Below are 16,998 nucleotides of genomic sequence, written 5' to 3'. Positions count from 1 at the left end.
AGCGCTGCTGGCGGCACGCCGGGCGCCGACGACGAGACGTCGCGATGAGCATGGCGTCCCGCAAGCGCGCGGCCGCGCTCGTCTACGATCCGAAAGGCGGCGATGCCGCGCCGCGCGTGGTCGCGAAGGGATACGGCCTGCTCGCCGAGATGATCGTCGCCCGGGCACGCGATGCGGGGCTGTACGTGCATACCGCGCCGGAGATGGTGTCGCTGCTGATGCAGGTCGACCTCGACGACCGGATTCCGCCGCAGCTATACCAGGCTGTCGCGGATCTGCTCGCGTGGCTCTATTCGCTCGATCGCGCCGAGCCCGAGCCGGGCGACGCCGCGCCGCGCTTTCCGCTGCCGCCGCTGCGCCGCTGAAGTACTCGGTGGCCCGGTTTCTTGCGAACGGCTGTCTCTGTCTTTCGCAATCATTTCCTCGGTATTTTTCTTCTATTTGCGAGGATCGGCGCGCAATCCGCGTTCTTCATCGGTCATCGCCAGAGTTTGTTGCTGGCCCGCCGTGCGCGGGCCGATTGAGCGGTCGCATCATTTGTGTAATGATATCCATTCTCATTTTCATGTTACCCCGGGCGGCGCGCGTTTTTTCCGTGCGTCGCCCGTTGCTTTGAACGAATGGACATTCTCGCGTGAACGCGCCCGAAACGATCGCCCCGCCGCAGGCGGGCATACCTCCCGCGGACGTCACCGTGCTGCATCCGGCCGCACGTCCCCTGAGCGACGCCGAATTGGCGGCGCGCCGCCAGCGCTCGCGCCGCGCGACCTTCATCAAATGGCTGCGCAAGGTGCACGGCTGGGTCGGACTATGGGGCGCGGTGCTCGGGCTGCTGTTCGGCGTGACGGGCGTGCTGCTCAACCACCGGGCGCCGCCGCTGAAGCTCTCGACCGGCGAACCGCAGGTCGAGCAGATGCAGATCGCGTTGCCGGACCCGGTGCCGAAGTCGCCCGCGGCGATGACGAAGTGGCTGCAGCACGAACTGCACTTCGACGGCCGGCCGGGCCGCATGCGCAAGGAGCCTGCGCAGCCGGTCGCGTGGGGCGACAAGCGCGTGATGCAGCCCGAGCACTGGCAGATGGGCCTGTTCGGACCGCACCAGAACCTGCAGGCCGAATACTGGGTCGGCAACGGCTACGTGTCGGTGAAGCGCACCGGCAACACGTTCCTGACGACGCTGAACAACCTGCATCGCGGCGTCGGCATGAATCTCGGCTGGGTGCTGCTGATGGACACGATCGCGGGTTCGCTGATCCTGTTGTCGCTGACGGGCGTGCTGCTGTGGACGGAGCTGAACAAGCGCCGCACGGTCGGTGTCGTGCTGGTGGTCGGCTCGGTCGCCGCGGCGCTCGCCGCGGGCCTCGCCTGACGTAACGGGCCAGACGCACCGGTTGAAACGCGCCGGCTCGGTGCCGGCGCGTGGTGCGCGCATCCGGCGCGACGGCCCTGCGCCGATGCCCGCGCCGGCCGGCCTCAGAGGCCGCAGGTCGCGCCGTTGTTGGCCGCGATCTCGCGGGCGGCCTTCGCACCCTCGACCTGCAGGATCGTCGGCAGCGACACGTTGTTCTTCGCGGCCGTGACTTCGGCGAGGATCGAGATCGCGATTTCCGGCGGCGTGCGGCTGCCGATGTAGATGCCGGCCGGCCCGTGCAGCCGCGCCAGTTCCGCGTCGTTCAGGTCGAATTCGAGCAGCCGCTCGCGCCGCGCCGCGTTGTTGCGCCGCGAGCCGAGCGCGCCGACGTAGAACGCGGACGTCTTGAGCGCCTCCATCAGCGCGAGATCGTCGAGCTTCGGGTCGTGCGTGAGCGCGATCACGGCCGAACGCGCGTCGAGCTTCATGTCGAGCACGGTGTCGTCGGGCATCGTGTGCACGACGCGCGTGCCCGGCACGTCCCACGCATCCGTGTACTCCTCGCGCGGATCGCAGACCGTCACCTGGTAGTCGAGCCCGACCGCGATCTGGCACAGATAGCGCGACAACTGTCCGGCACCGATCACGAGCATCCGGTAGCGCGGCCCGTGGATCGTCACGAGCCGTTCGCCGTCGAACGCGAGCCCGTCGGTCGCTTGCGCGGGCGACAGCGACGCGCGGCCGGTCGCCAGCGTCATCGTGCGCGTGACGAGACGGCCGGCTTCCACCTCGGCGCACAACGCGGCAATTCCACTGTCGCGCGTGAGCGGCTCCAGCACGAGCTGGATCGTGCCGCCGCAGGGCAGCCCGAAGCGGTGCGCTTCCTCGGCCGTCACGCCGTACTTGACCGCTTCCGGGCGCGCATCGGCCGCGATGCCGCTCGCATGCACGCGGGCGATCAGGTCGTCCTCGATGCACCCGCCGGACACGGAGCCGACCACGAGCCCGTCCTCGCGCACCGCGAGCATCGCGCCTTCGGGGCGGGGCGACGAGCCCCACGTCTTCACGACCGTCACGAGCAGCACGCGGCGCCCTTCGTCGAGCCAGCGCGCGCTGGATTTCAGTACATCGAGATCGACGCTTTCCATCATCTTTTCCTGTTGCCGGACGGCCCGCCGGTCCGGGCTGTCGTTCGATGGCGGGATTATGAACCGCCCGGCGCGCATGTGCAGGCGGCGCTGCGGCGCGGGCGGGCAAATCCGGAGGATCGGGCAAGACATCGCGACGATCAGACAGCGATCGGGCGCGGGAGCGGCGCGGTGGCGGCGGCCGGTTCGGGCGGGGAGGCGGTTGTCGCGCGGGGCCGTTGCGGCCCCGCGTGATGTCGCATCGTTGCGCGCGGCATGCACGCGCAGCGGCGGCGCTCAGTGCACGTCGTGGTGCCCGTGCGCGAGCTTCGAGTGGTGTCGCGAATACAGGAAGTAGATCACGAGGCCGATCACGAGCCAGATGCCGAACGCGGCCCACGTGACGGGCTGCAGGTTCAGCATCAGGAACAGGCACGCGCCGACCGCGAGGATCGGCACCACCGGCACGCCCGGGCAGCGGAACGCGCGCGGCAGTTCCGGGTGCGTGCGGCGCAGCACCAGCACCGCGATCGACACCATCGAGAACGCGGCGAGCGTGCCGATGTTGATCAGCTCGGCGAGCACATTGAGCGGCACGAGCGCGGCGATCAGCCCGAAGAACAGGCCGACGAGCCAGGTCGTCAGGAACGGCGTCGCGTAGCGCGGATGCACGCGCGACAGCATCGCCGGCAGCAGCCCGTCGCGCGACATCGCGAAGATGATCCGCGTCTGGCCGTAGCTCATCACGAGGATCACGGTCAGCATGCCGAGCACCGCGCCGAGATCGATGAAGCCCGCGACCCACTTCTCGCCGGCGATCTGCAGCGCATACGAGATCGGGTGCGACACGTTCGCGTACTGGGCCGCCGGCACGATGCCGGTCGCGACCGCCGCGACCGTCACGTACAGCACCGCGCACACGGCGAGCGACGCGATGATGCCGATCGGCAGGTCGCGCTTGGGATTCTTCACTTCCTCGGCCGCCGACGACACCGCGTCGAAGCCGATGAACGCGAAGAACATCACCGCCGCCGCGCCGAACACGCCGTTCCAGCCGTGCGGCATGAACGGCTTCCAGTTCGCGGGCGTCACGTGGAACAGGCCGACCGCGATCACGAGCAGCACCACCGACACCTTGATGAACACCATGATGTTGTTGATGCGGGTCGACTCGCGGATGCCGATCGACAGCAGCGTCGTGATCACCAGCATCACGAGGAACGCGGGCAGGTTGAACCACGTGACGACGCCGGGGATCGCGCCGGGCGCGGCCGTCAGCACGGTGGGCAGCGCGAGCCCGAAGCCCTGCAGCAGCGACTGCAGGTAACCCGACCAGCCGACCGACACGGCCGACGCCGCGAGGCCGTATTCGAGCATCAGGTCCCAGCCGATGATCCATGCGACGAGTTCGCCGAGCGTCGCGTACGAGTACGTGTAGATCGAGCCCGCGACCGGAATCGTCGACGCGAATTCGGCGTACGACAGCGCCGCGAGGCCGCACGCGATCGCCGCGATCACGAACGACAGCATCAGCGCGGGGCCGGCCTGAACGGCGCCCGTGCCGGTCAGCACGAAGATCCCGGTGCCGATGATCGCGCCGATGCCGAGGAAGGTGAGGTCGATTGCGCCGAGCGCTTTCTTGAGCCCGGCGCCATGCGCGCCGGCGATCATGCGATCGACGTTTTTCTTGCGGAAGAGGGACATTGCGGATGAGTCTCCAGCGCGCGCGAACGCGGCGGCGCCGAGTGAGTGAAAACCCGCAATTTTAGCCGATTTGGCGCACAAGACCTGCTGCAATGCAGCGGCGCGCTGCGGAATCGTCCGATAAAACAAGTGCTTGCACGCAGCGTGCAGCGACCGGGGCCGGCCCGCGGCCGGCCGGCGCGGCGCGCCTTGCGCGATTCCGGTGAATGCGAGAGATCAGGCGCCCGACGCGGGCGCCATGTCGACGAGCCGGTTGCTCATCACGTAGAACGTCAGTTCCGCGTTGTTCGACAGCCGCATCTTCTCGAGCAGCCGCGACCGGTACACGCTGACCGTCTTCACCGACAGCGACAGCGTGTTCGCGATGTCGGTGAGGCGCTTGCCCGACGCCAGCATGCAGAGCGTCTGGTATTCGCGATCGGACAGCTTCTCGTGCGGCAGCGGTTCGTTCTCGAACGACACGTATTCGGCAAGCGCCTCGGCCATCGCCGGGCTCACATACTTGCGGCCGGCCGCGACCTGCTGGATCGCGCCGATCATCTGCGCGGCATTCACCGTCTTCGACAGATAGCCGGACGCGCCGGCCTTCAGCGCGCGCACCGCGTACTGGTCCTCGCGGTACATCGAGAACATCAGCACCGGCGTGCCCGGCAGCTTGCGCTTGATGCGCTTGAGCAACTCGACGCCGTTGGTGTCCGGCAGCGAGATGTCGAGCAGGATCACGTCGAAGGTCTGACGGTCGACGGCGGCCACCGCATCGCTGCCGGTCTCGGCTTCGGTCACTTCGCGCGCGACGCCGCGATCGATCAGCAGGTGGCGGACCCCTTGCCGGACGATCGCGTGATCGTCCACGAGCAGGATGTTCAGGCTCATCGCGACCTCACGAAAGCGACGCGCGGCGCGCGGCGGCCGGCACCGCGAACAGCGAGTTCCACGCGAAGCGCGCGGTGACGCGCGTGCCCCGGCCCGATTCCGGCGCGCTCGTGTCGAAGCTGCCGCCGAACGCCTCGCAGCGTGCGCGCATGCCGGCGAGGCCGTAGCCGACACGCCGGCGGCGCGAGAAACCGGTCCCATCGTCGGTGATGCTCAGGGACAGATGCGAGCCGTCCGTGTCGATCCGCACGTCGACGGACGCCGCGCGCGCATGCTTGGCGACGTTCGACAGCGCTTCCTGCGCGACGCGGAAGATCGCGAGCGCACTGGCGCCGGCGAGCCGCGTGAGCCGTGCGTCGGCCGAGCAGACGAAACTCGTGCGCAGGCCGGTGCGGGCCGCGTGGCTGTCGACCCACGCCGATAGCGCGCCGACAAGCCCGCCGTCGAGCGCCGGCGTGTCGCGCTCGTCGATCAGGCGGCGGTTGGCATCGGTTGCGGCGTCGAGCGCCCGCTGCGCCAGTTCGAGCGCGCGCAGGCAGCCTTCAGGCGCATCGGCCGGCAGCCACGTTTGAACGTTTGCGAGCGCGAATCGGGCGGCGGTGAGTTCGGCGCCGAGCCCGTCATGCAACTCGCCGGCCAGATGGCGGCGGGCGGCTTCGTCGGCGACCATCAGTTGGTTGGACAGCGCCGCGATCCGGGTGGCGGATACGTCGCGTCTGGGCAGGGCTTCGGCCACGGGTGCGGCGGCGTCGCAGCTATGCATGAGCGGCCGCGACGGGAACGGGGCGTGGGCGCCTGCGGGCGCGTTGAGCGACGTATCCATGACTCTCCCTGCTGTCAGAAAGCGGTTCAGACACCGGCTGGCTGCGTGGATTGGCTGCCGTTTCGATGACGGCCGCCGCCAGAGAGTCGCACCATGCCGAAGTAACAAAAGTTACATCTTGTAACGTTTGAGTCCGACCCTTCAATGACCGTCCGAGCAGCAACCGCGCGGGCCGAATAATATCTCAAAAATTCTGAAAAAGTCATGTCAGGCGGACATTTAAGGGTAAATGTGAATAATCGGAACGAACCTGTTGTAGGAAAAACACCGACACCAAAGCACCGGGCCCGTCCGTATCAAAATGTAACTATTTGAGATGAGATGGTCCCAGTTTGTTACGAATTCGCCAAGTGGGGACGAAAAAAAAACCGGAGCTTTCGCTCCGGTTCTTGATGCCGCACAAATTCGGGGACCGATCAGTCCACGAATGCGCGCTCGATCACATAGTGACCCGGCGCGCTGTTCTTGCCTTCGACCAGGCCAGCCTGCTTCAGCAGGTCGGTCGTGTCCTTCAGCATCGCGGTGCTGCCGCACAGCATCACGCGGTCGTTTTCCGGCGAGAACGCCGGCACGCCGAGATCCGTGAACAGCTTGCCCGTCGCGATCAGGTCGGTGATCCGGCCCTCGTTGTCGAACGCTTCGCGCGTGACCGTCGGGTAGTAGACGAGCTTTTCCTTGATGATGTCGCCGAGGTACTCGTGGCCCGGCAGGTCGTGCTTGATGTAGTCCATGTACGCCAGCTCGCCCTTCAGGCGGCAGGTGTGCGTCAGGATGACCTTGTCGAAGCGGTCGTAGATGTCCGGATCGCGGATGATCGACATGAACGGCGCGAGGCCGGTGCCGGTCGACAGCATCCACAGCGTCTTGCCGGGCAGCAGGTTGTCGGCGACGAGCGTGCCGGTCGGCTTCTTGCCGATCAGCACCGGGTCGCCCACCTTCAGGTGCTGCAGGCGCGACGTCAGCGGGCCGTTCTGGACCTTGATGCTGAAGAATTCGAGGTGCTCTTCGTAGTTCGGGCTGACGATCGAGTAGGCGCGCGCGAGCGGCTTGCCGTCGACTTCGAGGCCGACCATCGTGAATTCGCCGTTGTTGAAGCGCAGGCTCGGCTCACGGGTGCAGGTGAAGCTGAACAGCGTGTCGGTCCAGTGATGGACGGATTGGACGGTGGCGGTGTCGTATTTGCTCATGGCTTTGAAAACGGACGCGCGTAGCGAACGCGTGTAACGGGCCCAAAAACGGGCAAAAAAACCGAGTGCGTCGGCCCGATCGCGGATCGGCCGGCCGGCGCGTCGGACACGCGCCTTCTCGATGACAGACGTTTGAGGAACTGGTTATTTTACCCTGCTTGGGACAGATGCGGGCTTGACCCGCCCGGCTGCGCGGATTTGGCGCAACGAATCATTTCAACGAGCTTTCAACGATCGGCCGCGAGCTTCGCGCCGAGACTGACGAGCGCGACGCCGCACAGCGCGTCGAGCGGGCGTCGCACGCGCCGGTAGCCGCGCTGCGCGCGCGGGCTCGCGAACAGGAACGCGACGCACGAATACCAGCCGGCCGACAGCACGCCGATCGTCACCAGCACCGCGCCGTTGAACCACAGCGGCACGTGCGCGGGCAGCATCGCCGCGAACACGCTGGTCCAGAACGCGCACGATTTCGGGTTGGTCAGGCAGGTGAGCAGGCCGCTGCGATACGCGCGCAGATAGTCGCGCAGGTGCGGCGCGGCCAGCGGCGCGCTCATATCCGCGGTGTCGGCCGGCGCCGCGTCGCGGCGCACGCCCGCGCGCAGCAGCTTGATGCCGAAATACACGAGATAGACGGCGCCGCCGATGCGGATCGTCTCGTACAGCCATTCGACCTGGTGCAGCACGGCCGCGAGGCCGAGCATCGCGAGCGTCGCCCAGGCGATCGATGCGGTGCCGACGCCGAGTGCCGACGCGGCGCCGAGGCTGCGCCGCCCCGCGAGCGACAACTGCGAAATCATGAAGAAGTTCGGGCCGGGCGTGATCGCCGCGACGAGGTAGACGACGGCGATTTGCAGCAGGATCGGGAGGTAGTTCATGGCGGCGGGGCGGCGGGCGGGCGAAGCGCTACTGTAGCGCGCGCCGTGCAGCTGCGCTTGCGGTGTTAGGGCGTCACCGCGGATCGAGACGCAGCCGCGCGATATACGGCAGGTGGTCGGAGAGCCACGCGGTTTCGCCGGACGGCGCCTGCCATTCGAGCGGCGTCAGCCCGCGCACGAACATCTTGTCGAGCGCGAGCGCCGGGGAGAACGCGGGGAACGTGCGGCCCGACTGGCCGAGCAGCGTCGCGACCTCGGACATTCCGATCTCGCCGAACAACGCGACCGAATCGTTGCGCCAGTCGTTGAAGTCACCGGCGAGCACGAGCGGGTCGTCGCCCGCGTTGCGCACGATCCAGTGCGCGATCCAGTGCATCTGGCGCAGCCGCGCCGCGCGCGTGAGCGCGAGGTGAGCGCACAGCAGCGTGACGGGCCGCGCGCCGGCGAGCGTCGCACGCGCGACCAGCAGCCCGCGCCGCTCGAAGCGGTGCGCGGAGATGTCCCAGCGGCCGCCGAGGTCGAGCGGATGCGGCGACAGGATCGCGTTGCCGTGCCGCCACGACGGCTTGAACACGTTCGGCCCGAGCGCGATCTGCCAGTCGAGCGTCTGCGCGATCTCGGTGGCCTGGCAGTGCCACACATCGTCGACCGCGTCGTCGATCGGTGCGCCGAAGCCGGATGCGAGCATCGGGCGCGGCATGCGGCGCGCCATCGCTTCCTGCAGAAAATACACGTCGGCGTGCGTCGATTGCATCCAGTCGCGCATCGCATTCCACGCGGTGAAGCCCAGCGGCGAGCGACCCTTGTGCAGGTTCCAGCTGACCGCGGTGATTTCGTCGGGCGCGGCGTGCGGTTCGGCGAACGGCAGGGACAGGGCGTCGGCGGACATGGTGCTCAGTCCTTCGCGACGTGCGCGCGCACGCGGTAGACGAGATGCGGATGCTGCTCGACGAGCGTCCAGTCGGTCCATGCCTCGCCGCCGACCGACAGCCCCGGATGGCTCGCGACGATCTGCCGCGGCGACGCGGGCACGCACGGATCGCTGCGCGTCGCGTTTTCGTCGTCGAGGGTTTCCTGCACGTCGAGCGCGAGCGACACCGTGTGCGCGGCGTCGTCGACGGCGAGCGGCGCGACCGTCACCAAGCGCGAGCGCTCGGTCGGCACGACGCGCGCGGCATTGCCGCAGCCGACGGGCACGGCGGACGGATAGCGATGGGTGTCGGTGCGGGTTTGACCGACGGTGGTGCGCTGCTGGAACGTGTCGATCGTCTGACCGTCACGCACCACCTGTATCTCCCATGCGACGGCGGCCGGTGCGGGGCTCTGCGCATGGGCCGCGAGCGCGACGCTCGCGAGCAGGACGGCCAGGCCGTGTTTCAGCATGAAACGTCTCCGGAAACGCGGGGTAGCGGGGAATGGACGCACATCTTACGCCCGATCGATTTGGACGGTGGTGTGACAGGGCGCGTCGCCGCGGGTTCGCAGCACGATCCGGTCCTGATCGAAAGGTAGGTGCGCGTCACGCGTTTTCAAGCGAAAAAGCGCGCGAACTCGGCGACGCTCGCACGCTCGGTGACGAGGCGGTTTTCGATCGCGTCCGGATCGTGGCCAGGCCGGCGCGACGGCCGGTGAACCGTCGATCATACGCCGCGCGGCGCGACGCCGCAGTGCGCGCGCGGTGTTAGCAGCAGACTCGGACGGCTGCTTGCTTGCACGCCGATGCGGGATCGCTACACTGAAATCGTAAGGGTCTGATGGTCGTGTGGCGGCAGCAGAAGCGAGGTTGGTATGACGACGGCGATGGTGAAACAGGAACTGGCGGTGGCATCCTTCAGCACGGTGTACGACCTCGAGCAGGTGGAGACCGCGCTGAACGACCTGAACGAGAGCGCGAGCGACGCACTGCGCGCCACCTACGAGCGGATGCTCAAGACCGGCAATCTGCGCTTTTGCGTGAAGCCGAACCGGATGCCGTCGTTCGACGAACTCGGCGACGCACTGCCCAATTTCACCGAGCCGCTCGACGACGTGCGCAAGCAGGTCGCGCTGTGCCTCGAAACCGACGACCGGCTCGAACTGATGCCGATCCTGCTGCTCGGGCCGCCCGGCATCGGCAAGACGCATTTCGCGAAGGCGCTCGCGAAGCTGCTCGGCACCGCGTACCACTACGTGCCGATGAGTTCGCTGACGGCCGGCTGGATCCTGTCGGGCGCGTCGTCGCAATGGAAGAACGCGAAGCCCGGCAAGGTGTTCGAGGCGCTCGTCAACGGCAGCTACGCGAACCCGGTGATCGCGGTCGACGAGATCGACAAGGCCGGCAGCGACGCGCAATACGATCCGCTCGGCGCGCTGTACGCGTTGCTCGAGCACGACACGGCGCGCGCGTTCGTCGACGAATTCGCCGAAGTGCCGATCGATGCGGGCAACGTGATCTGGATCGCGACCGCGAACGAAGCGCAGACGATTCCGGAGCCGCTGCTGAACCGGATGAACATATACGAGATCGCCCCGCCGGATGCGGCCGGCGCGCGGCGGATCGCGCAGACGATTTACGACGAGATCCGCACGTCGCACGCGTGGGGGCGGCGCTTCCCCGACGCGCTCGACGACGATGCGCTCGACGTGCTGGCCGCGACGCCGCCGCGCACGATGCGCCGCGCGCTGCTGCACGCGTTCGGCGCCGCGCGGCTCGACGGCCGCGACGTGATCGCACCGTCCGACATCCGCGCCGACGAGGGGGCCGCGAAGCGCCGGCCGATCGGATTCTGAGCCGGCAGCGCACGGTTCGCCGCGCCCGCACGCATCGCACCGCGCGCGTACATGCCGATACACATGGGTTCGGCAAGCGGGCGAACCGGGACGTACAATTCCTATCTCTCCCCTCGACGCGTGAGCGACGCGAAACGCCATGGAGCAGACGGATTGTGTGGTGATCGGCGCAGGTGTCGTCGGTCTTGCGATTGCGCGTGAGCTGGCCGCGCGCGGGCGCGAAACGATCGTGCTCGAGGCGGCCGACGCGATCGGCACGGGCACGAGCTCGCGCAACAGCGAGGTGATTCACGCGGGGCTCTACTACCCGCGCGGCACGCTGAAGGCGATGTCGTGCGTGCGCGGGCGCGAACTGTTGTACGAATTCTGCGAAACGCATCATGTGCCGCACCGGCGCATCGGCAAGCTGATCGTCGCGACGAGCGTCGCGCAGGTGAAGCAGTTGAAGGCGCTCGCCGCGCGCGCGGCGGAAAACGGCGTGCTCGACCTGATGCCGCTCACGCGCGCCGAGGCGCAGACGCTCGAGCCCGCGCTCGACTGCGTGGAGGCGGTGTTCTCGCCGTCCACCGGCATCATCGACAGCCACCAGCTGATGCTCGCGCTGCTCGGCGATGCGCAGCGCAACGGTGCGACGTGCGCGCTGAAATCCCCGGTCGAATCGATCGACGTGCTGCGCGGCGGCCGCTTCGTCGTGCGCACCGGTGGCGACGCGCCGACCGAAATCGAGGCAGCGTGCGTGATCAACAGCGCGGGCCTCGGCGCGCAGGCGCTCGCGCGCCGCACGCGCGGCCTCGACCCGCACTGGGTGCCGCCGCTCTATCTCGCGCGTGGCAACTACTTCAGCCTGTCCGGGCGCGCGCCGTTCTCGCACCTCGTGTATCCGATGCCCGACCGCGGAGGGCTCGGCATCCACCTGACGCTCGACCTGGCCGGGCAGGCGCGCTTCGGCCCGGACGTCGAATGGGTCGATGCGCTACGCTACGAAGTCGATCCGGCGCGCGCGCAGGCGTTCTACACGTCGATCCGCGCATACTGGCCCGAACTGCCCGACGACGCGCTGCAGCCGGCCTACTCCGGGATCCGGCCGAAGCTCGCGGGGCCTGGCGAGCCGCCGGCCGATTTCATCGTGCAGGGCGGCGCGCAGCACGGCGTGCGCGGGCTCGTGAACCTGTTCGGCATCGAGTCGCCGGGGCTGACCGCGTCGCTCGCGCTCGCGCAGCGCGTCGGCGACATGACGTCGAGCGCGTGACGCGCACGGGCGGCGCCGACCGTGCGAAGCCCAGTGTGAAATCCCTTATCTCCGGCATTTCGGCGCGCACATTTGTGCGCTTGGCAGGTATTCTGTCGAACGGCTGTCGACAGAACGGCTTTCAAACCAATAACGTTGGAGCGAGTCCCCCATGAAAACAACCCGTCGGAGTTTCCTGATCACGAGCATTGGCGCCGTGTCCGCGCTGGCGCTGTCGCGTGAAGCGCTGGCCGATGCGCCGATGCTGTCGGAAACCGATCCGACCGCCGTGGCGCTCGGCTACAAGGCCGATGCCACGAAGGTCGACAAGACGAAGTATCCGAAATACGCAGCGGGCCAGGATTGCGCGGCCTGCATGCTGTACCAGGGCAAGAAGGGCTCCGCTTCGGGCCCGTGCGGCGCGTTCCCCGGCAAGCAGGTGTCGGCGAAGGGCTGGTGCAGCGCATTCTCGAAGATGGGTTGACGTGCACAGCGGCATCGTGCGGTGCCGCAATGTGGCGAAAACCGCGAAACGCCCGCCATCGGAAGATGGCGGGCGTTTTTTATGCTTGAAAACGGTTCCGTCGCTTTCTACACTCGCTGCACACCAGCGCGCCGCGGGACCTCCGCGCGCCGCACCGCCCGATACGGCGAATTCACGAGGACGAGGCACGCATGGCGACGATTGCGAATTCAACGAAAACGGCCCGGCCCGAGCGTGCGCTGAATCGCCGCGCGGTCGTGGCGGCGGTGATCGGCAACGCGCTCGAGTGGTACGACTTCACGGTGTTCGGCTTCATGACGGTCGTGATCGCCGAGCTGTTCTTCCCGACTACCAGTGAATACTCTTCGCTGCTGCTGACCACGGCGACGTTCGGCGTGGCATTCTTCATGCGCCCGATCGGCGGCATCGTGTTCGGGCTCTATGCGGACCGCGCGGGCCGCAAGGCCGCGCTGTCGCTCGTGATCCTGCTGATGACGGCCGGCATCTTCCTGCTCGCGATCGCACCGCCCTATGCGGCGATCGGCATCGGCGGCCCGCTCCTGATCGTGCTCGGTCGCCTGCTGCAGGGCTTCTCCGCGGGCGGCGAATTCGGCAGCGCGACGGCGCTGCTGATCGAGGCCGCGCCGTTCTCGAAACGCGGTTTCTACGGCAGTTGGCAGATGGCGAGCCAGGCGGCCGCGCTTTTGATCGGCGCATTGGTCGGCGCGGCGATCACGCGCGGGCTGTCGCACGACGCGCTGCGCAGCTGGGGCTGGCGCGTGCCGTTCATCCTCGGGCTCGTGATCGGTCCGATCGGCTTCTATATCCGTCGTCATCTCGCCGATTCCGAAGCCTTCCTGCATGCGCAGCAAAGCGCGCGCCGCGCGACGCTCGGCGAAGTGTTCACGCGCTATCCGCGCGAGGTGCTGTGCGGGCTCGGCTCGGTGATCGCGCTGACGGTGACGATCTACGTGCTGATCAGCTATCTGCCGACCTTCGCGGTGAAGCAGCTGAAGCTGCCGTATGCGGAATCGTTCTACGCGGTGATCGTCGGCAATCTGTTGCTGATGGTGCTGTCTCCGATCGCGGGCGCATGGTCGGACCGCATCGGCCGCAAGGGGCTGTCGCTGTGGTCGCTCGTGCTGACGCTCGCGCTGATGTACCCGCTGTTCGCGTGGCTCGACGCCGCGCCGAGCATCGGGCGGCTGATCGCGGTGCAGGCTGTGCTGTCGGTGACGCTCGCGGGCTACTACGGGCCGTTCGGCGCGATGATCGCCGAGCTGTTCCCGGCCAACGTGCGCTCGACCGGGCTGTCGATCGCGTACAACGTCGCGGTGATGCTGTTCGGCGGGTTCGGGCAGTTCATCGTCACGTGGCTGATCAAGGCGACGGGCACGCCGCTCGCGCCCACCTATTACGTGATGGCGGGGCTCGCGCTGTCGATCGTCGCGGTCGCATTCGTGCCCGCGCGCAGCGCGGATCTCGACGCGCCGGCCTGAGCGCGCATCGCAGCGCGCGCACCGCATTGTTTCGAAGGCAGCAACGATGCGCGCGGCATGGCCCCAAAAACGGCGTGACGTGCCGCTACCTGCGCATACGAATTGTTTAGTTGGCGAAGGAAACACGCGCCGGATCGGCGAAATGGCCGTCCGCGCGCGCAGAGGCACTTTTCGCGCGTGTCAGACATCCGCAAAAACCCGTGTGGATGCGTCTAGAAGAGTTTTTTCTCCAGCTTGTTGCAGAATCGATAGCTCAAGTAATATCCGCGTACCCGGCCCCTGGGGGACCGGTTCCGATCTGGAAACCTGGAGGAAACATGGAATACAACCGTCTGTTGCACACCCTGCGTGTTACCGCCATTGCAGGCGTGGCAGCGGCATCGCTCGGCGTCGCGGGTTCTGCATTCGCACAGATCCCGAACAAAACGCTCGTCTACTGCTCAGAAGGCAGCCCGGCGGGTTTTGATTCCGCGCAATTCACGACCGGCGTCGATTTCACGGCCGCCACGTTCACCGTCTACAACCGGCTCGTCGAATTCGAGCGCGGCGGCACGAAGGTCGAGCCGGGCCTCGCGGAGAAGTGGGACGTTTCGTCCGACGGCAAGGTGTACACGTTCCACCTGCGTCATGGCGTGAAGTTCCACACGACCGACTTCTTCAAGCCGACGCGCGAATTCAACGCGGACGACGTCGTGTTCTCGTTCGAGCGCATGCTCGATCCGAACCAGGCGTTCCGCAAGGCCTACCCGGTGTCGTTCCCGTACTTCACCGACATGGGCCTCGACAAGCTGATCACGAAGATCGAGAAGGTCGATCCGTACACCGTGAAGTTCACGCTGGCCGAACCGAACGCACCGTTCATCCAGAACATGGCGATGGAATTCGCGTCGATCCTGTCGGCCGAATACGGCGACCAGCTGATGAAGGCCGGCAAGGCCGCCGACATCAACCAGAAGCCGGTCGGCACGGGCCCGTTCATCTTCCGCAGCTACACGAAGGACGCGACGATCCGTTTCGACGGCAATCCTGACTATTGGAAGAAGGGCGCGGTGAAGCTGTCGAAGCTGATCTTCTCGATCACGCCCGATCCGGGCGTGCGCGTGCAGAAGATCAAGCGCAACGAATGCCAGGTGATGAGCTATCCGCGTCCGGCCGACATCGCGACGCTGAAGGCCGACTCGGGCATCGACATGCCGTCGCAGCCGGGCTTCAACCTCGGCTACCTCGCGTACAACGTCGAGCACAAGCCGGTCGACAAGCTCGAGGTGCGTCAGGCACTCGACATGGCGATCAACAAGAAGGCGATCCTCGAATCCGTCTATCAGGGCGCGGGCCAGGCCGCCACCGCGCCGGTGCCGCCGACCCAATGGTCGTACGACAAGAACCTGAAGATGCCCGCGTACGACACCGCGAAGGCGAAGGCGCTGCTCGCGAAGGCCGGCTTCCCGAACGGTTTCGACATCACGCTGTGGGCCATGCCGGTGCAGCGCGCGTACAACCCGAACGCCCGCCTGATGGCCGAGATGATCCAGGCCGACTGGGCGAAGATCGGCGTGAAGGCGAAGATCGTCACGTACGAGTGGGGTGAGTACATCAAGCGTGCGCACACGGGCGAGCAGGACACGATGCTGATCGGCTGGACGGGTGACAACGGCGACCCGGACAACTGGCTCGGCACGCTGCTCGGCTGCGAGGCGATCAAGGGCAACAACTTCTCGCACTGGTGCTACAAGCCGTTCGACGAGCTGGTCCAGAAGGGCCGCACGACGACGGGCCAGGACGCGCGCACGAAGATCTACACGCAGGCTCAGCAGATCTTCGCGCAGCAGCTGCCGTTCTCGCCGATCGCGAACTCGACGGTCTACCAGCCGGTACGCAAGAACGTGGTCGACATGCGCATCGAGCCGCTCGGCTATGCTCGCTTCGACGGTGTCGGCGTGAAGTAATACGGCCCGTGTAAGCTGTCTGCATAGACCGAGAAGGCACTATTCATCCGGCGGCGGGAGGCCAAAAGCTTCCCGTCGCCGGTCGCACATTTCCCACAAGAAAATACGAGACGCATCATGTTCACATTCGTGTTGCGCCGCGTGGGCATGGTGATCCCGACCTTCATCGGCATCACCATCCTGGCGTTTGCGCTGATTCACCTGATACCGGGCGACCCCATCGAAGTGATGATGGGCGAGCGCGGCGTCGATCCCGCGATGCATGCGGAGGCAATGAAACGGCTCGGCCTCGACCAGCCGCTGCCGCTGCAGTACATCCACTACATCGGCCGTGCGCTGCACGGCGACCTCGGCACGTCGATCATCACCAACACCAGCGTCGCGGGCGAATTCTTCGCGCGCTTCCCGGCGACCGTCGAGCTGTCGCTGTGCGCGCTCGTGTTCGCGCTCGCGGTCGGCCTGCCGGCCGGCGTGATCGCCGCGCTGCGACGCGGCTCGGCCATCGATCACGGCGTGATGGGCACCGCGCTCACCGGCTACTCGATGCCGATCTTCTGGTGGGGGCTGATCCTCATCATGGTGTTTTCGTCGTATCTCGGCTGGACGCCCGTGTCGGGGCGCATCGCGGTCGAATACGACTTCCCGCACCCGACGGGCTTCATGCTGATCGACGCGCTGCTCGCGCCGGACGAAGGCGCGTTCAAGTCGGCGGTCAGCCACCTGATCCTGCCCGCGATCGTGCTCGGCACGATCCCGCTCGCGGTGATCGCGCGGATGACGCGCTCGTCGATGCTCGAAGTGCTGCGCGAGGACTACATCCGCACCGCCCGCGCCAAGGGGCTGTCGCCCGCGCGCGTGGTCGTCGTGCATGCGCTGCGCAACGCGCTGATCCCGGTCGTCACCGTGATCGGCCTGCAGATCGGCACGCTGCTCGCGGGCGCCGTGCTGACCGAGACGCTCTTTTCGTGGCCCGGTGTCGGCAAGTGGCTGATCGATGCGATCGGCCGTCGCGACTATCCGGTCGTCCAGGGCGGCATCCTGCTGATCGCGACGCTCGTGATCGTCGTGAACCTGGTCGTCGACCTGCTGTACGGCGTGCTGAATCCGCGCATCCGCCACACGAGGTAATTCC

Annotated in this window: 16 protein-coding genes and 1 pseudogene; 8 read left to right on the top strand and 9 right to left on the bottom strand. The window is 67.0% G+C overall.

Annotation, left to right across the window (positions count from 1 at the left end; genetic code table 11):
- Positions 1-44 precede the first annotated feature (44 nt).
- Both F3J14_RS20985 and F3J14_RS20980 read left to right on the top strand, forming a co-directional pair.
- Positions 45-365, top strand: coding sequence for an EscU/YscU/HrcU family type III secretion system export apparatus switch protein (locus tag F3J14_RS20985; RefSeq protein ID WP_166724658.1), 321 nt, complete (start codon positions 45-47; stop codon positions 363-365).
- Positions 366-634: 269 nt separating this feature from the next.
- The gene (locus tag F3J14_RS20980; RefSeq protein ID WP_166724657.1) at positions 635-1,369 is read left to right on the top strand and encodes a PepSY-associated TM helix domain-containing protein; all 735 of its coding nucleotides are present in this window, start codon (positions 635-637) and stop codon (positions 1,367-1,369) included.
- Positions 1,370-1,473: 104 nt separating this feature from the next.
- Here the strand turns inward: F3J14_RS20980 and F3J14_RS20975 are convergent, their stop codons facing one another.
- The 9 genes and pseudogenes from F3J14_RS20975 to F3J14_RS20935 form a co-directional block, all read right to left on the bottom strand.
- Positions 1,474-2,499, bottom strand: coding sequence for an XdhC family protein (locus F3J14_RS20975; protein WP_166724656.1), 1,026 nt, complete (start codon positions 2,497-2,499; stop codon positions 1,474-1,476).
- A 276-nt stretch (positions 2,500-2,775) separates the two neighbouring features.
- Positions 2,776-4,182 (bottom strand): amino acid permease, encoded by a 1,407-nt coding sequence (locus F3J14_RS20970; RefSeq protein WP_166724655.1) that lies wholly within the window; start codon positions 4,180-4,182, stop codon positions 2,776-2,778.
- A gap of 216 nt (positions 4,183-4,398) precedes the next feature.
- Complete coding sequence (rqpR, locus tag F3J14_RS20965) at positions 4,399-5,055, bottom strand: response regulator transcription factor RqpR (RefSeq protein WP_166724654.1); 657 nt, start codon at positions 5,053-5,055, stop codon at positions 4,399-4,401.
- A 7-nt stretch (positions 5,056-5,062) separates the two neighbouring features.
- Positions 5,063-5,878 carry a quorum system sensor histidine kinase RqpS gene (gene rqpS, locus F3J14_RS20960; RefSeq protein WP_166724653.1) on the bottom strand — a complete coding sequence of 272 codons (816 nt, stop codon included), beginning with the start codon at positions 5,876-5,878 and terminating at the stop codon, positions 5,063-5,065.
- 416 nt (positions 5,879-6,294) lie between these two features.
- The gene (locus tag F3J14_RS20955) at positions 6,295-7,065 is read right to left on the bottom strand and encodes a ferredoxin--NADP reductase (protein ID WP_006757819.1); all 771 of its coding nucleotides are present in this window, start codon (positions 7,063-7,065) and stop codon (positions 6,295-6,297) included.
- Positions 7,066-7,292: 227 nt separating this feature from the next.
- Positions 7,293-7,940: a LysE family transporter gene (locus tag F3J14_RS20950; protein WP_166724652.1), complete on the bottom strand. Its 648-nt coding sequence runs from the start codon at positions 7,938-7,940 to the stop codon at positions 7,293-7,295.
- A gap of 73 nt (positions 7,941-8,013) precedes the next feature.
- A complete protein-coding gene (locus F3J14_RS20945; protein ID WP_166724651.1) occupies positions 8,014-8,829 on the bottom strand; it encodes an endonuclease/exonuclease/phosphatase family protein in 816 nt (271 codons plus the stop codon).
- Positions 8,830-8,834: 5 nt separating this feature from the next.
- A complete protein-coding gene (locus tag F3J14_RS20940) occupies positions 8,835-9,323 on the bottom strand; it encodes a hypothetical protein (RefSeq protein ID WP_166724650.1) in 489 nt (162 codons plus the stop codon).
- A 146-nt stretch (positions 9,324-9,469) separates the two neighbouring features.
- Positions 9,470-9,550, bottom strand: a pseudogene (locus F3J14_RS20935) (nitroreductase); the annotation flags it as partial.
- A 178-nt stretch (positions 9,551-9,728) separates the two neighbouring features.
- Between F3J14_RS20935 and F3J14_RS20930 the strand changes: the two are divergent.
- From F3J14_RS20930 to F3J14_RS20905, 6 genes are all read left to right on the top strand, one after another.
- Positions 9,729-10,709 carry an AAA family ATPase gene (locus F3J14_RS20930; protein WP_166724649.1) on the top strand — a complete coding sequence of 327 codons (981 nt, stop codon included), beginning with the start codon at positions 9,729-9,731 and terminating at the stop codon, positions 10,707-10,709.
- A 139-nt stretch (positions 10,710-10,848) separates the two neighbouring features.
- Positions 10,849-11,958: an NAD(P)/FAD-dependent oxidoreductase gene (locus F3J14_RS20925; protein ID WP_166724648.1), complete on the top strand. Its 1,110-nt coding sequence runs from the start codon at positions 10,849-10,851 to the stop codon at positions 11,956-11,958.
- A 151-nt stretch (positions 11,959-12,109) separates the two neighbouring features.
- Positions 12,110-12,421: a high-potential iron-sulfur protein gene (locus tag F3J14_RS20920; RefSeq protein ID WP_006751923.1), complete on the top strand. Its 312-nt coding sequence runs from the start codon at positions 12,110-12,112 to the stop codon at positions 12,419-12,421.
- A gap of 191 nt (positions 12,422-12,612) precedes the next feature.
- Positions 12,613-13,920, top strand: a complete 1,308-nt coding sequence (locus tag F3J14_RS20915; RefSeq protein ID WP_166724647.1) for an MFS transporter — start codon at positions 12,613-12,615, stop codon at positions 13,918-13,920.
- Between the two features lie 317 nt (positions 13,921-14,237).
- Positions 14,238-15,866: an ABC transporter substrate-binding protein gene (locus F3J14_RS20910; RefSeq protein WP_105831974.1), complete on the top strand. Its 1,629-nt coding sequence runs from the start codon at positions 14,238-14,240 to the stop codon at positions 15,864-15,866.
- 117 nt (positions 15,867-15,983) lie between these two features.
- Positions 15,984-16,994: an ABC transporter permease subunit gene (locus F3J14_RS20905; protein WP_006751926.1), complete on the top strand. Its 1,011-nt coding sequence runs from the start codon at positions 15,984-15,986 to the stop codon at positions 16,992-16,994.
- Positions 16,995-16,998 lie beyond the last annotated feature (4 nt).

The organism is Burkholderia sp. Tr-862 (assembly GCF_011753085.1).
Lineage (GTDB): Bacteria > Pseudomonadota > Gammaproteobacteria > Burkholderiales > Burkholderiaceae > Burkholderia > Burkholderia ambifaria.
Note: the sequence above shows the minus strand (reverse complement) of the source record. Positions and strands in the feature narration are given on the sequence as shown.

What these genes read in the sequence shown, in the direction of transcription:
- F3J14_RS20985 (WP_166724658.1), top strand. Translation starts at nt 45, where the DNA reads ATGAGCATGGCGTCCCGCAAGCGCGCGGCCGCGCTCGTCTACGATCCG.
- F3J14_RS20975 (WP_166724656.1), bottom strand. Translation starts at nt 2,499, where the DNA reads ATGGAAAGCGTCGATCTCGATGTACTGAAATCCAGCGCGCGCTGGCTC.
- F3J14_RS20970 (WP_166724655.1), bottom strand. Translation starts at nt 4,182, where the DNA reads ATGTCCCTCTTCCGCAAGAAAAACGTCGATCGCATGATCGCCGGCGCG.
- rqpR (WP_166724654.1), bottom strand. Translation starts at nt 5,055, where the DNA reads ATGAGCCTGAACATCCTGCTCGTGGACGATCACGCGATCGTCCGGCAA.
- rqpS (WP_166724653.1), bottom strand. Translation starts at nt 5,878, where the DNA reads ATGGATACGTCGCTCAACGCGCCCGCAGGCGCCCACGCCCCGTTCCCG.
- F3J14_RS20955 (WP_006757819.1), bottom strand. Translation starts at nt 7,065, where the DNA reads ATGAGCAAATACGACACCGCCACCGTCCAATCCGTCCATCACTGGACC.
- F3J14_RS20950 (WP_166724652.1), bottom strand. Translation starts at nt 7,940, where the DNA reads ATGAACTACCTCCCGATCCTGCTGCAAATCGCCGTCGTCTACCTCGTC.
- F3J14_RS20945 (WP_166724651.1), bottom strand. Translation starts at nt 8,829, where the DNA reads ATGTCCGCCGACGCCCTGTCCCTGCCGTTCGCCGAACCGCACGCCGCG.
- F3J14_RS20940 (WP_166724650.1), bottom strand. Translation starts at nt 9,323, where the DNA reads ATGCTGAAACACGGCCTGGCCGTCCTGCTCGCGAGCGTCGCGCTCGCG.
- F3J14_RS20930 (WP_166724649.1), top strand. Translation starts at nt 9,729, where the DNA reads ATGACGACGGCGATGGTGAAACAGGAACTGGCGGTGGCATCCTTCAGC.
- F3J14_RS20925 (WP_166724648.1), top strand. Translation starts at nt 10,849, where the DNA reads ATGGAGCAGACGGATTGTGTGGTGATCGGCGCAGGTGTCGTCGGTCTT.
- F3J14_RS20920 (WP_006751923.1), top strand. Translation starts at nt 12,110, where the DNA reads ATGAAAACAACCCGTCGGAGTTTCCTGATCACGAGCATTGGCGCCGTG.
- F3J14_RS20915 (WP_166724647.1), top strand. Translation starts at nt 12,613, where the DNA reads ATGGCGACGATTGCGAATTCAACGAAAACGGCCCGGCCCGAGCGTGCG.
- F3J14_RS20910 (WP_105831974.1), top strand. Translation starts at nt 14,238, where the DNA reads ATGGAATACAACCGTCTGTTGCACACCCTGCGTGTTACCGCCATTGCA.
- F3J14_RS20905 (WP_006751926.1), top strand. Translation starts at nt 15,984, where the DNA reads ATGTTCACATTCGTGTTGCGCCGCGTGGGCATGGTGATCCCGACCTTC.